The sequence below is a fragment of the Clostridium sp. MCC353 genome, assembly GCF_018785315.1.
GTDB lineage: Bacteria > Bacillota > Clostridia > Lachnospirales > Lachnospiraceae > CHH4-2.
This window is the reverse complement of sequence record NZ_WQPN01000066.1, coordinates 25,714-39,453: the sequence shown is the minus strand read 5'-3', so window position 1 is coordinate 39,453 and position 13,740 is coordinate 25,714. Positions and strand designations below refer to the sequence as shown.

Sequence of the window (13,740 nt, the reverse complement as noted above, 5' to 3'; positions counted from 1 at the left end):
CTGTGTTACACAATATCTGCGCAATGTAATGTCTGTGTAGCACAATGTCTGCGCAATACAATGCTTGTGTAACACAATATCTGTGTAACACAATGTCTGCACAACGCAATATTTACACAACGCAATATTTACACAGCGCAATACTTACGCAGCACAATATTTACGCAAAAAAAAAACGCTCCGGCATGGAGGATTATTATGGACAAGATTTTATACGATTTGATGGACTGGGCTGGTATTGAAGAATTGGTGTATTCAGAAGCCGGCAATCCCCGCGGGCTGCTTGGACCTCATGTCACGAAAGATGGCCTGCTGATCCAGGCATTTATTCCAACTGCAGTTGATATTTCGGTGAAGCTGAAAACCACAGGTAAAACATATGAGATGGAGCTGGCGGATGAAGCCGGATTCTTTGCGGCGCTGATACCCAGAAAGAGTGTGGCTGAATATACTCTTATGGTAACTTATGATAATGGAACCCAGGAAGAGATCTGCGATCCGTATGCATATGGTCCGGTGATCACTGAGAAGGAACAGAGGCAGTTTGAAGCAGGTGTTTATTATAAGGTTTATGAGAAGATGGGCGCTCATCCGTGGAAGATCGGTGATGTGACCGGAGTTTTGTTCGCTGTCTGGGCCCCCTGCGCCATGAGAGTCAGCGTTGTGGGTGATTTCAACCTATGGGACGGCCGCCGTCATCAGATGGAGAAGCTGGGCGATTCGGGAATTTTTGAATTATTTATTCCGGGATTGGAAACCGGAACCATTTATAAGTATGAAGTGAAGTGCCCTAACGGAGATCCTGTTTTAAAGGCGGATCCATATGGAAATTACTGTGAACTGCGCCCCAATACCGCGTCTGTGGTGTGGGATATCGGCGGATATCAGTGGAATGATGAAGGGTGGATGGAGCGCAGGGCGAAAAATGACACGAAAGACAAGCCCATGTCCATTTATGAAGTGCATCTCGGTTCCTGGATGAGAAAAGAAGTGGAAACGGATGAAGAGGGCAATGAGATCATTGGCTCTGAATTCTATAATTACAGGGAGATCGCGGAAAAACTGGCCGCGTATGTTAAGGAGATGGGATATACCCATGTGGAAATCATGCCGGTTATGGAACATCCTCTGGATGCGTCCTGGGGATATCAGGTGACAGGGTATTATGCGCCTACCAGCCGTTATGGTACGCCGGATGATTTCATGTATTTCATGGATTATATGCATGGGCAGGGAATCGGTGTGCTGTTAGACTGGGTTCCGGCTCATTTTCCGAGGGATCTGCATGGACTGGCCTGTTTTGACGGCACCTGTGTTTATGAGCATAAAGATCCGAGACAGGGAAGCCACCCGCACTGGGGTACCCTGATCTACAATTACGGCCGGCCCCAGGTCAGCAATTTCCTGATTGCCAACGCCTTGTTCTGGGCGGACAAGTACCATGCGGACGGTATCCGTATGGACGCGGTGGCATCCATGCTTTATCTGGATTACGGCAAGAATCCGGGTGAATGGATTCCGAATATCTATGGCGGACATGAGAACCTGGAGGCTGTGGAATTTTTAAAACATTTGAATTCTGTTTTTAAGAAGAGAAAAGACGGCGCGGTCCTGATCGCGGAGGAATCCACAGCATGGCCTCAGATTACAGGCAATGTAAAGGACGGCGCGCTGGGCTTTGATTATAAATGGAATATGGGCTGGATGAATGATTTTACCGGATATATGCATTATGATCCATTTTTCCGCTGCCATCACTATGGAGAATTGACCTTCAGCCTTCTGTATGCCTATAGCGAAGACTTCATACTGGTATTTTCCCATGATGAAGTGGTGCACGGAAAAGGGTCCATGGTCGGAAAGATGCCGGGAAATACCATGGAGGACAAGTTCGCCAATCTCCGCGCCGCTTATGGTTTTATGATGGGGCATCCGGGAAAGAAACTGTTGTTCATGGGACAGGATTTTGGCCAGATTGCCGAGTGGAATGAGAATGAGAGCCTGGAGTGGAATCTTCTGGAGTATCCGATCCATCAGCAGATGAAGGAATACGTAAAGGGTTTGAATCAATTATATGCCGCATATCCTGCGTTATCGGAGATGGATTATCATCCGGAGGGATTCGAATGGATCAACAGCACTGCGGCTGAGGACAATATCGTAGTATTTTTAAGGAAGACCAGGAAAAAAGAGGAAACACTGCTCTTTGTCTGCAATTTTGCCCCGGTCGTTCACAAGAAATTTAAGGTGGGAGTGCCGTTTGCAGGGAAATATAAGGAGATTTTCTGCAGCGATTCGGCAGAATTTGGCGGAAGCGGCGTGATAAACAGCCGTGCGAAGTCTTCCAAAAAGGATGAATGCGATGCCAGGGAAGATTCTATCACCATTCAGCTTGCGCCTCTCGGCATTCATGTATTCAGTTGTACGCCGGGACAGGAAAAGCCGGCTCCAGCAGCGGCTCCCAAGAAAAAAACAGCAGCCAGGAGACGTAAATCATGATTTGGAACACGGTAGAAACGCTGGCCGGAACTGCGGCGGAAACATTGGCGGAGACTGTGGCAGAAACACTGCCGATTGCGGAAGAAGTTCAGTCTGATTTAGCCCAGCTAAAGCCTAATGTGATGCTGGAAACGATCAGGGGATGGCTTCCCGGCCTGTTGGCATTCGGATATAAGCTGCTGATCGCTGTACTGATTTTTGCAGTCGGGAGCAGGATTATCCGGTTGATCCGCCGGATTATGGACCGGTCATTTCAGAGAATGGAGATGGAGATCAGTTTAAGGAAATTTCTCCTGTCTTTGATTAATGCCAGTTTGTACGCCATTCTGGTGTTTATGGCTATTGAAAAAATCGGTTTTAATTCCGCTTCAATTGTGGCAATCTTAGGTTCTGCTGGTATCGCTCTCGGCCTTGCCCTTCAGGGAAGTTTAGCTAATTTTGCCGGAGGGGTATTGATTCTTCTGATGCGGCCGTTTAAGGTTGGCGATTATATCATCAGCAAAGAAGGCGAAGGCACGGTTTCCGTGATCGGGCTTGTGTATACCACATTAAAGACCGTGGATAACAAGCTGATCGTGATACCAAACGGCACGCTTTCCGACGATTCTTTAACCAATGTGACGGCGCAGGAAAAACGCCGGGTGGATATCAGGGTTGGAATCGGATATTCATCGGATTTAAAAAAGGCGAAGAAGATTATAGAGAGCATTTATGAGAACCATCCGCTGGTTTTAAAAGACGAGGATGTGGTTGTGTTTGTGGACGAACTGGCGGAAAGTTCCGTTGTGATAGGCGGCAGGGGCTGGGCGGCCACAGAAGACTACTGGACGGTCAAATGGGATATCCTGGAGCAGGTGAAGCTGACTTTTGATGAGCAGGGAATTGAGATTCCATTTAACCAGCTGGACGTTCATATGAAGTGAAACTATATATAACAGTTGGGATGGCGGGGGATGAGCCGTCTGAACTGTTGTGAATATTTGGAACTGCAGGGCAAAGGCGTAATATCTTGTGATATTGCGCCTTGATTTTAAAAAAAGTGAGGTGATCTGGTATGGGCTATCCCCGAATTTTATTGAATGGAGATTCGGCAGTGTGTGTGGAGTTTGGCAATGAGATCAGTGTTGAGGTGAATAACAAAGTAAGCGGTTTTCAGAAAATAATCGGGGAGGAGGTGAATGCCGGACGCCTGAAGGGCATTGTGGAGACGATTCCTGCGTTTTGCTCCCTGATGATCTGTTATGACCCGGAAGTGATCTGGTATGAAGAACTGGAGGCCTGCCTTCGCAGTCTTTTGGACCGGGATTTGTCCGTCATTGCCGGGGGAACCAGGCGTCTGGTTGAAATTCCCGTATGTTACGGCGGAGAACTGGGTCCGGATTTAAAAGACGTTGCGGAATATGCGGGGATTACGGAGGAAGAAGTGATAAAACTTCATTCGGGCAGGGATTATCTGATCTATATGATGGGATTCTTACCGGGATTCGCTTATTTAGGGGGGCTGGACCCCAGGCTGGAGGTTCCCAGGCTCTCGTCGCCGAGGCCGAAAATCCCATCGGGCAGCGTCGGCATCGGCGGAAAGCAGACGGGAATTTACCCTTTGGATTCTCCGGGAGGATGGCGTCTCATCGGAAAAACCCCGGTCCGCCCGTTCCGTCTCAGAAGAAAAAGTCCCCTTCTTTACCAAACCGGCGATTATATCCGCTTTATTCCGGTGAGCAGGGGCGAATATGAGCAGATAAAGAGGGATTTGTCCATCGGGATGTATAAATGCAGAATATCGGAAGTGGAGGTGCTTTGATGGGAATAAAAATATTGACACCAGGCATGTTTACAACGGTTCAGGATGCAGGACGGAGAGGCTATCAGAGTTCAGGGTTTTCCCAGGCCGGAGTCATGGATACCAGTTCCTACCGCGCAGCCAATCTGCTTGTGGACAATGAAGCGGATGAGGCGGTTTTAGAGATCATGATGCTGGGGCCGTCCATTGAATTTGGGGAAGATGAGGTGATTGCTGTTACCGGCGCGCCTGTGGAACCGCAGATCAATGACAGGCCGGTATCCATGAACCGGGCGTTACAGGTAAAGCGCGGGGATGTTTTGAAATTCGGTTATCCTAAGTCGGGAAGATATGCTTATATCGCATTTGCGGGAGGGCTTGATGTCCAGCCCGTGATGGGAAGCCGTTCCACCCATACGAAATCCCTTTTGGGAGGATTCCGGGGAGGAAGGCTGGAAGCGGGGGCGCTGATCCGATTGAGAAATCCCAGGAAACGATTGCGGAGAATGAATAAAAGGGATTTATCCGATTGGAAGGATATTTATAAGGAAGAACCGGTGAAGCCGTCTTCGGAACTGCTGCGGGTGATCATGGGTCCCCAGGAGGATTATTATACAAAAGAGGGAATCAAGACATTTTTGAATACGGAGTATAAAATTCATGTGGATTCTGACCGCATGGGTTACCGTTTGGAGGGGGAACCGGTAGAGGCGGTACAGGGCGTGGATATTATCTCCGATGGAATCGCATTTGGAGCTGTGCAGATCACGCCGGATGGCATGCCCATCATTATGCTGGCCGACAGGCAGACTACGGGAGGATATGCCAAAATAGCAAATGTGATATCCGTGGACATCCCCAGGTTGGTGCAGCTTCGCACCAATGAAAAGGTGAGATTCACCGCGTGTTCAGTGGAGGTGGCGCAGAGGCTGTATCGGGCGCGGCAGGAGGAATTTGAGCGGATTAAGAACGAACGGTTTGGGTAAGGCCATGGAGATAGCGTGACAAATAATCCTGATGGCTTATTTGTCACACTCAAATTTGTGCCGGAGCCACAAATTTGAATCACAGCTGAGAATCTGAAATTCTCAGCGCATGCTTTCGCAAAAAACGCTCCGGCATGGAGGAATATCATGAACAAGATAGATTTAAACTGCGATCTGGGGGAGAGCTTTGGAAGATACAGCCTCGGGTTGGACGAAGAGGTGATTCCTTTTGTATCTTCTGTCAATATCGCCTGTGGATTCCATGCGTCTGATCCCCAGGTCATGGAGCGGACGGTGAAACTGGCTAAAAAGTACGGCGCAGGCATTGGGGCCCATCCGGGATTTCCGGATCTGATGGGATTTGGGAGAAGGGAAATGGACGTTACTCCGGAGGAAGTAAAGGCTTATATGACCTACCAATTGGGGGCGCTGTACGGATTCTGCCGTTCTGCAGGAGCGCCCATGGTTCATGTAAAGCCCCATGGAGCGCTTTATAATATGGCGGGCCGGGATTACCGGCTGGCAAAGGCTGTCTGTGAGGCGGTTTATGCGTTTGATCCTGAATTAAAGCTGTTGGCGCTGGCAGGCAGCCAGATGGTTAAGGCAGCTTGGGATACGGGCCTTTTCTGCGCCCAGGAGGTATTTGCCGACCGGGCTTATGAGGAGGACGGTTCTCTGGCCGACAGAAGAAAGCCGGGCGCTGTAATTGAGGATGAGGAACTGGCGGTAAGGCGGGTGATCCGCATGGTTAAGGAAGGCAAGACCGAGGCTTATACGGGAAAAGAGATATCCATAAAGCCGGATTCGGTCTGCGTTCATGGCGACAGCCTTAAAGCATTGGATTTTGTGGTCAGGATAAGAAAAGCGTTGGAGGCCGCAGGGGTGGAAGTGGCTGCGTTTTAATAAGCAGATTGTTATAATTTGAAAAAATTACGGTTTTATGCAGATAAAGGGGGCAGATGAGTGTCAGGTTTTCATATTAAACCGGATAAGGTATCGGCTTTGGCGGAAGAGTTAAACGGGTATTCCGGCCGGTTGGAGGAGTTTAAGTCAGAAGTCGGCAGCGTGAGGAACGCAAAGGGGATCAGCACATCTTCCTACTCTTCCATCCAGCAGAGAATCAAGTCTCTGGCAGAGGATTTGGAAGAAGAAAAGCGGAAGATGGGAACCATGTATGTTTCCCTGCAGAGCATCAGTAAACAGTACATAGATTGTGAAAACAGCATCACCGGCAGAGCCCAGGGCACGGCCATAGGAGGGATGGAAGCCCCGTCTCCCGGAACAGGCAGAACTGGCGGGGGAGGCGGAGATCAGCCGTGGTATGCGGACCTTCCCAGGGAAACGGTAAATCTGATCCTGGATGTCATTGAAGAAGCCGGCGATCTGGGCGGCTCCACGGCTGTTATCAATTCCATAATTAAAATTCTGATGGATCATGACGGTTTTACCTATAAAGACGCAGGCGCAGTCATTAAAAGTCTGGGGAAGACCATTATGGGCGCTTCTGAATTGGCGGGTGAGCCGTGGGACTGGATCGAGGCGCTGGGGCTGAACGGTTATAAAGCGGTCTCTATCAGCCAGACCGCCGGCTGGATGGGCAGGCTGCAGTCGGCAAAGGATACATTTGAGAGCGCTTTGAATTACGAAGTCACAGGGGATGCCGCCGGCAATGTTATTAAGGGGACTAAGATAGCCGGATGGACGCTGGCCTTGGTGGCCAATGGGTTCAGCAATTATGAAGAGTTTTCAAAAGGGGAAATAACCGGAGAGCGGGCAGTTGCAGAGACTGTGCTGGAAACGGGAATTGATATAGGAAAAGGCGCGCTGCTGGCCGCCGGTGTGGCAGCCGGGGCGGCGGCCCTGGGTATTGCGGCTCCGGCCGTTGTGGTGGGCGGAGTTGCGGTAGCGGCATCTGCGGTTCTGGATTTCGCCTGCAAACAGTTTACCGGAAAAGGGGTGACGGAACTTGTCTCAGATACCATTTTGGATGTGGGAGAAGCCGTGGTTAGCGGCGCCCAAAAAGTGGTGTCCGGCATCGGAAATGCGGTAAAGGATACATTTACAGGAGCGGTCAGAAGCATAGGGAATATACTGCCTAAGTGGAAATGGTCCTTTGGCTGACCGGGTTTATTTTACGCGCTGTAGGAAAGGATAGAGGAGAGATGGGAATGATCAAAGATTTATTGCCGATTGGTTCGGTTATTTTGCTTAAAAATGCGAAGAAAAAACTGATGATATATGGAATTAAACAGTTGGACAGCAAGAATCCGGAAGTGGAGTATGATTATATCGGAGTATTTTATCCCGAGGGCAATATGGGGCCGGATTATCAGTTTTTATTTAACCATGAAGATATTGAGAAGGTGTATTTTGAGGGATATCAGACAGAGGAACGGGAAACATTTATCCGGGAAATAGCCAAGGCATACAACGAATAGAGAGATGCCGTATAGTATGGCCCAAAATGGGGAACGCTGTTAACAGCAAAGCTGGATGTAAAATAAAAAGAGATTTTAACGCTTATGAAGAAGGCCGGGGCCATTCTGCAAAGGCTTAAAATCTCTTTTCATATTAGTTGGTTTGAAGCGTTGTTTCAGAACCGGAATCAGAACCGCCGGAATTCTCCGAACTGCCGTCGGACGCGGACTGCGGCGTCACTGTGGTCTGTCCCTGGTTGCCGGAAAGATCGCTGGTATATATGGTCAGGCCGTCTGAATCGATAGGGAATGTAATGGTTCCCGTCGCCTTGTCAATGGATGTGGGATAAATGGTAATTCCCATGGAGTCCGTTGCATAAATGGCGTCGAAATTAACTCCGGACTGGCTGTCCTCTATGGTAAAGGTCAGGATACCGTCTTCCACCACGGAATTATTCAGCGACGGAGGGTTGTCGTCCAGAATGCCCACATACTCGTAAATGGAAGCTGTCATTCCGTTCGCGCTCTTGACGGAGATGTCGAGAGCCCCATTTTTTGTAATGACGGCTTTATAGCTGTTCTTCTTAACCTGTTCCAGTTCCAGGGGTTCGGAATCCAGGGTTACGGTCAGGTCTTTGGTCGGAAGAAATGATTTAATATCCAATTTAATTTCAGTGCTCAGATAATCGTGGTCTTCTCCAATTACCAGTTCACACTTGGGTTTTGTGGTTACAAGGAAAAAAATCAAGCCGTTGATAACGATAAAGGGAAGAATATAAAACAGCAGGTTATGTAGCCATTCCTGCCCGGAGGAAACAGAGTGCCCCGATCTTCCCGCGTGATTGCGCCTGTGCGTATTGCTGTATGTGTAATCTCTCATGTAAAAAGAAACCTCCTGTTTGGTATAATAATGCCTGCTACAATAGCATATCAGAAAATAGCTTCTCTTACAAGTTTATCTTCTAAATTGTAAGTTTCTGTGTTATGATGTAAGAAATGCCATAATGTTTACAGAAAGGGAATCTCATGATACAAAAAGCTGTAGCTTTCGCAACGAAAGCACATAGTGGTGCTGTCAGAAAGGGAACTCTTATACCATATATCACCCATCCTTTGGAGGCGGCCGTCATCGTGTCCATGATAACGAGCGATGAGGAGATCATAGCTGCCGCACTGCTTCATGACGTGATGGAAGACGCGGGAGTCACCTGGGAAATGCTGGAAAAGGAATTTGGTTACAGGGTTGCTTCGCTGGTTTGGGAAGAAACCGAGGACAAGACGAAATCCTGGCATGAAAGGAAAGCGGCGACGATTGACCACCTTCACCATGCCAGCCTGGATGTAAAGATTGTCACATTAGGGGACAAGCTGAGCAACATGAGATGTACGGCAAGGGATTATCTGGCCATTGGCGATGCCATATGGAACCGTTTTAATGAAAAGCGCAAGCCGCACCACAAGTGGTATTATGAAAATGTAGCCAGGGAACTGAGCGATCTGGCTGTTTACCCCTGTTATAAGGAATATTTAAATCTTTGCAGATTGGTATTCGGAGATATGGATGAAACTATAGATTAGGAGACTTTTAAAATGATTAAGATTAAGAAATTAATGGTAAAATTCTTGGCGGGCATGGCCTGTTTGGGAATATGCGCCGGAAGCAGTCCGGTCACTGCCATGGCGGACGAGACTGCAGCGCCGGAACCGCTGAAAGCGGTCTACAGCACTTATCAATTTGGACAGGGATGGAACCCTTATGTGAGGGACAATATGCCCTGTCTTCCTGCTGCCGGCACCTACATCATCGGCATGAGAGCTTCATTGGAAAATCAGCCTGAGGGGATGTCGGGAACCATCGCCTATAAGGTGAATTTAAGCGGTTCAGGCTGGCTGGACTGGGTGGAAAACACAGCGGACAGCAACCAGACGGATACCGATATGCCGCTGGAAGCTATCAGCGTGAAACTGACAGGGCAGTTGGAAGAAAACTATGATATTTATTATAAAGTTCTGCAGAATGGGGCATGGACGGAGTGGGCCATGAACGGGGCCGAGGCCGGAGCCAGTGGAGTGGGCCTGAAGATAGACGGCATCCGCATTTCCGCGGTAGTTAAGGGCGGGGGAGAGCCGGAAGAGAGTTTATTCGGAGCGATTGACCCTAACCGCCCAATGGTAGCGCTGACATTTGACGATGGACCCCAGAACGGAGTGACAAACAGGATTCTGGCTTCCTTATCGGCTAACGGAGGGCGTGCAACCTTCTTCATGGTAGGCAGCCGTGTCCCGGGACATGCTGCATATGTCCAGCAGATGGCGGCACAGGGCTGTGAAGTCGCGAACCATACATATGACCATAAATATCTGACCAGTTTAAGCGCGGACGGAATTATTTCCCAAGTGGGCTCAACCAATCAGGTAATCGCCAATGCATCCGGCGTAACGCCTGTGCTCATGCGCCCCTGCGGCGGATATTATAATGCGGCGTCTCTGAATACGCTGGGAAATATGGGAATACCGGCCATTATGTGGTCGATCGACACAAGAGACTGGAAAACGAGAAATGCCCAGAGCACAATCAACGCGGTCCTCAACAATGTGAGAGACGGGGATATTGTGCTGATGCATGATCTGTATACAGCAACTGCCGATGCGGCGGAAATCATTATTCCGGAATTGACGGCCCGGGGATATCAGCTTGTGACGGTTAGTGAACTGGCCGCTTATAGGGGCGGTATGGCGCCGGGGCATGTTTATAACAGTTTTAGGAGATAGTCGAAGGCGGAAGCGGGAGACAGGTGCATGTGGCAGAGTGGCGAAGACGGATGCCAGGGACGCCTATTTTGAGAGCGGAATTGGGGGTGCTGCAAAAGTAGATTGGATAATATCTGCTTTTGCAGCAGCCCTATTTTTATGCAGTAAAGGGGGAGAATTGGGTTCTTTCTTATAGTAGGGTATCAACACATCACAGCTATAAAAAGACATCTGGAAAGTCTTATATTTTAAGGTTTTACGGATGTCTTTTTATAGCTTGATCATTTTACATACCCTTCTATGAGAAAGAACCGGGAATTGAGTAACAGAGGAGTTGAGCTTTATCCATTTTCGGTTGTCTGCGGGTTTGCCGTGGCCAAAATAAATTTTCCATTCTCCCAGCGCGCTGACTTTTCGGGCGCTCTTAACAAGGCATTTTTATCATTATAGAGCATGGAAACGGCCGGATAAAACATATTCATCAAGGCGTCGCCGGCAATAATGCTGTGTTCTGCCACATCAATAACGATAGACCCTTTTGTATGGCCGTATAAACGGATGACAGACGCATCGATTCCGTATTCCTTTAATGGATCGCCATCTTCTAAATAAACAGTTGGTACGAACGGGTGAACTTGCTCTCACGACTAAAGTCACGAGCTTCCTGTCTCAATGCCGATTGCCTCTCTGTTAGCAGGTCTTATGCCAGCTCCACAGGCGTAGATTATACTGTTCGGACCGTCCCGGCCCTACAGTTGATTCCTGCAGCTATACTGCGTTTAGATATATCTCATATCCAGGTCTTCCACACATACCAGGTCGTACTGATTGGCTATCTCAACCGACTTTTTATGCAGGAAGTCCTTTCTCTGGTCTGCCGTCTTACTTGCTGTCCTGGCAATCTTTTTCTGCTGTTTCCGGTAATTCGCCGAATGCAGCTGTTTCTGTTTCAGCTTTCTCTGGGCCTTCGCCAGTTTTTTCTGGCTCTTTCTAAAAAAGTGCGGCATATTGCAGCATACGCCGGATGAATCCATATATAATCCATCTGATTTATAATCCAGGCCGATAATCCGCTCAGGGCGGACTTCCTGCGGCGTAATCTCTGTCTGATACTCATACAGAACCGAAACATAATAACTTCCATCACGTTCTTTTAATACCGTGGCCTGTTTCAGATTCCAGCCTTCCGGCATGGCTCTGTGGATGACTGCCTTGACTTTTCCAAGTTTTGGCAGTTTCACCTCTCCATCCAGCACTGCAATGTTTCCATTCGTAAAATTCGTAGTGTAGGACATACGGCTTCGGCGCCTGCCCTTGAACTTGGGATATCCGCCCTGTTTCCTGTAAAATCTCTGATACGCGGCTTCCAACGCATAGATCGCATTGGTCAGCGCAAACTTATCCACCTGCCTGAGCCAGGGATACTCCTGTTTCAGGTTCCGGTTGCAGTCGTTATTACAGGCGGTCCTGCCCAGGTGCTTTTTCCCCTGCTCATGGTTTCCGGACTGCAGGGCAAGATAATGGTTATAAACAAACCGGCAGCTTCCAAACGTATCAGCCAGTTGTTTTTCCTGTTCGACGGTGGGATAGATCCGGTACTTATAAGCCTTGTTCATCCTCTGCCTCCTCATTATGTTTCCTTTCGAGAGTTCATGTAATGCTTCACCTGTTCATAGCTCCGGTCATTGACGGCCACTGCACAGTATGGCGGGTTCCAAAGTTGCTCTCCCCGTAACTGCTTTTTCAGAGTTTAATTATATCATACAAATACGAATCACGCAATATTTTTTCGAACATGTGTTCTAATTTTTGACATAGAAATAGGCATGATTCTTTACCCACTAGAATGAAAAACTAAATTATTTTACAGTAAGGGAACTGACAAAACTATTAAAAATGCAGTGCCGATAGGCACATACAGCTATTCTGTAAACAAATCTTGCTGGTTAACTCACGACTGAAGTCACGAGAATGCACCAGCAGTTTTTTCAATTTTACCGGTTTCAAAATCAGAATCTACCAGAATCTTAAATGTTGCAGAAAACTATTAAAAGTCCTTGCTAAGGAGAAGGTTTTTGTGTATAATGACTTCATAATCTTATTTTTACGATTAAATAATCGTTAGAAACTTGGTTAGTTCTTAACCATGTATTTCCCCAAAAAAGGAAAAGAATTGCACATTGAAAATTGAATATGGAAAATCCATAGTTAAAAATATAGCTATTGAATAGAAATGATTTTATTTTTATGCAGGCAGAAAATGAAAAAATAGTCGGGTATTTTTCGGCTTTTTGCAATGGAGGAGTTAAATAAGTTTATTATAGCAACTGGTATTATTCCTGCTGGTTTGAGGTCAATGCAGCTTGCGGAGATTGGTTAAAATGGTGAATTAGATAATTGAACGTTTGTATTTATAACGGGGATTTGGAATATAGAATAATTTTAATGAAAGTACGGATGAATGTAAGAACCGACGGAGGAGCGGATCAATACGCTTATCGGTTCATTAAAAATAGGAGGTTTTATTATGGTGCAAAGTGAATCTGCGGGAGAAGATTATTTATTATATAAGGAACATTTGACTGCAAATGAATTGTTTAATATTTGGTGGTATGATGATTGGAAATATGAGGATGTGTTTATCAGCAATGAAGAAAATTCAACCCCGGAAAGTATGTACTTTCTTCCGGAGATTTTGGGCAAGCTTCAGCCTTTCGCAAAGAGGGGGTTAAGGTTTGCAATTTACAGGCTGTGTAAGCAAAAGCCGGAATCCGTTGAAAAATGCTGCAAAAACTGTGGAAACTACAATGCCCTGTACCTGAAAACCGGGGATAAGCTTCAAAGATTTAAGTTTGGATACTGCCTGCTGGTGGGAGAAAAAGGGGACGGAACGATACGTCCGGAAGATAAGCCGTATTATGGAGACTGTTTTTCGTTAAGGGGAGGAGGAGAACACACAGAAAGGTAAAGGAATATTAACTGAAAGGTATTAAGATTTTCGATGATTGCAGTTGTATTTTTTGTAAATAAAAATATATGGAGCTTAAATATTTTATCGAACTTTTAGGATGGTGGTTATACTAAATGTTATGGAATAGATGTAATGTAAGGTGATTGGATTTCCATACATAAGGTGAGAGATAATGTTATATGAATTTATAGACCTTATGGCTATTGGACCATTCGTGATTGTTTTGGTGTGCGGCGGTTACTCCTGTATGTAATTAATACTATGTATTTTTATAAAAGATGTAGGATTATATAAAATGTGCTGCTGGTAGTAAATTTTCGAACAATAATGATGAAT

The 13,740-nt window shown here is 47.0% G+C and carries 12 protein-coding genes; 10 read left to right on the top strand and 2 right to left on the bottom strand.

What is annotated here, in order from left to right:
• Positions 1-198: 198 nt before the first annotated feature.
• The 7 genes from glgB (at position 199) to GPL15_RS12850 (ending at position 7,703) form a co-directional block, all read left to right on the top strand.
• Entirely contained in the window at positions 199-2,499 is a 2,301-nt protein-coding gene (gene glgB, locus GPL15_RS12880; RefSeq protein WP_215699083.1) for a 1,4-alpha-glucan branching protein GlgB, read from the top strand.
• A complete protein-coding gene (locus GPL15_RS12875) occupies positions 2,496-3,422 on the top strand; it encodes a mechanosensitive ion channel domain-containing protein (protein WP_215699082.1) in 927 nt (308 codons plus the stop codon). Before glgB ends, GPL15_RS12875 begins: the two co-directional genes overlap by 4 nt.
• Before the next feature lie 131 nt (positions 3,423-3,553).
• Positions 3,554-4,300 carry a 5-oxoprolinase subunit PxpB gene (gene pxpB, locus GPL15_RS12870; protein ID WP_215699081.1) on the top strand — a complete coding sequence of 249 codons (747 nt, stop codon included), beginning with the start codon at positions 3,554-3,556 and terminating at the stop codon, positions 4,298-4,300.
• Positions 4,300-5,265 (top strand): biotin-dependent carboxyltransferase family protein, encoded by a 966-nt coding sequence (locus GPL15_RS12865; protein ID WP_215699080.1) that lies wholly within the window; start codon positions 4,300-4,302, stop codon positions 5,263-5,265. The genes pxpB and GPL15_RS12865 overlap by 1 nt, the downstream gene beginning before the upstream one ends.
• A gap of 147 nt (positions 5,266-5,412) precedes the next feature.
• The gene (locus tag GPL15_RS12860; protein ID WP_215699079.1) at positions 5,413-6,168 is read left to right on the top strand and encodes a 5-oxoprolinase subunit PxpA; all 756 of its coding nucleotides are present in this window, start codon (positions 5,413-5,415) and stop codon (positions 6,166-6,168) included.
• A gap of 60 nt (positions 6,169-6,228) precedes the next feature.
• Complete coding sequence (locus GPL15_RS12855) at positions 6,229-7,386, top strand: hypothetical protein (RefSeq protein WP_215699078.1); 1,158 nt, start codon at positions 6,229-6,231, stop codon at positions 7,384-7,386.
• A gap of 47 nt (positions 7,387-7,433) precedes the next feature.
• Complete coding sequence (locus tag GPL15_RS12850; RefSeq protein ID WP_252198377.1) at positions 7,434-7,703, top strand: DUF4176 domain-containing protein; 270 nt, start codon at positions 7,434-7,436, stop codon at positions 7,701-7,703.
• A gap of 133 nt (positions 7,704-7,836) precedes the next feature.
• On the opposite strand, the gene GPL15_RS12845 is transcribed toward GPL15_RS12850, so the two are convergent.
• Complete coding sequence (locus tag GPL15_RS12845) at positions 7,837-8,562, bottom strand: hypothetical protein (protein WP_215699077.1); 726 nt, start codon at positions 8,560-8,562, stop codon at positions 7,837-7,839.
• Positions 8,563-8,708: 146 nt separating this feature from the next.
• On the opposite strand from GPL15_RS12845, the gene GPL15_RS12840 reads away from it, so the two are divergent.
• On the top strand, positions 8,709-9,260 hold the full coding sequence (locus GPL15_RS12840; RefSeq protein WP_215699076.1) for an HD domain-containing protein: 552 nt from the start codon (positions 8,709-8,711) through the stop codon (positions 9,258-9,260).
• A 12-nt stretch (positions 9,261-9,272) separates the two neighbouring features.
• Positions 9,273-10,454, top strand: coding sequence for a polysaccharide deacetylase family protein (locus GPL15_RS12835; RefSeq protein WP_215699075.1), 1,182 nt, complete (start codon positions 9,273-9,275; stop codon positions 10,452-10,454).
• Positions 10,455-11,212: 758 nt separating this feature from the next.
• On the opposite strand, the gene GPL15_RS12830 is transcribed toward GPL15_RS12835, so the two are convergent.
• On the bottom strand, positions 11,213-12,049 hold the full coding sequence (locus tag GPL15_RS12830; protein WP_215699074.1) for an RNA-guided endonuclease TnpB family protein: 837 nt from the start codon (positions 12,047-12,049) through the stop codon (positions 11,213-11,215).
• Positions 12,050-12,960: 911 nt separating this feature from the next.
• Between GPL15_RS12830 and GPL15_RS12825 the strand changes: the two genes are divergently transcribed.
• Positions 12,961-13,401 (top strand): hypothetical protein, encoded by a 441-nt coding sequence (locus tag GPL15_RS12825; protein ID WP_215699073.1) that lies wholly within the window; start codon positions 12,961-12,963, stop codon positions 13,399-13,401.
• Positions 13,402-13,740 lie beyond the last annotated feature (339 nt).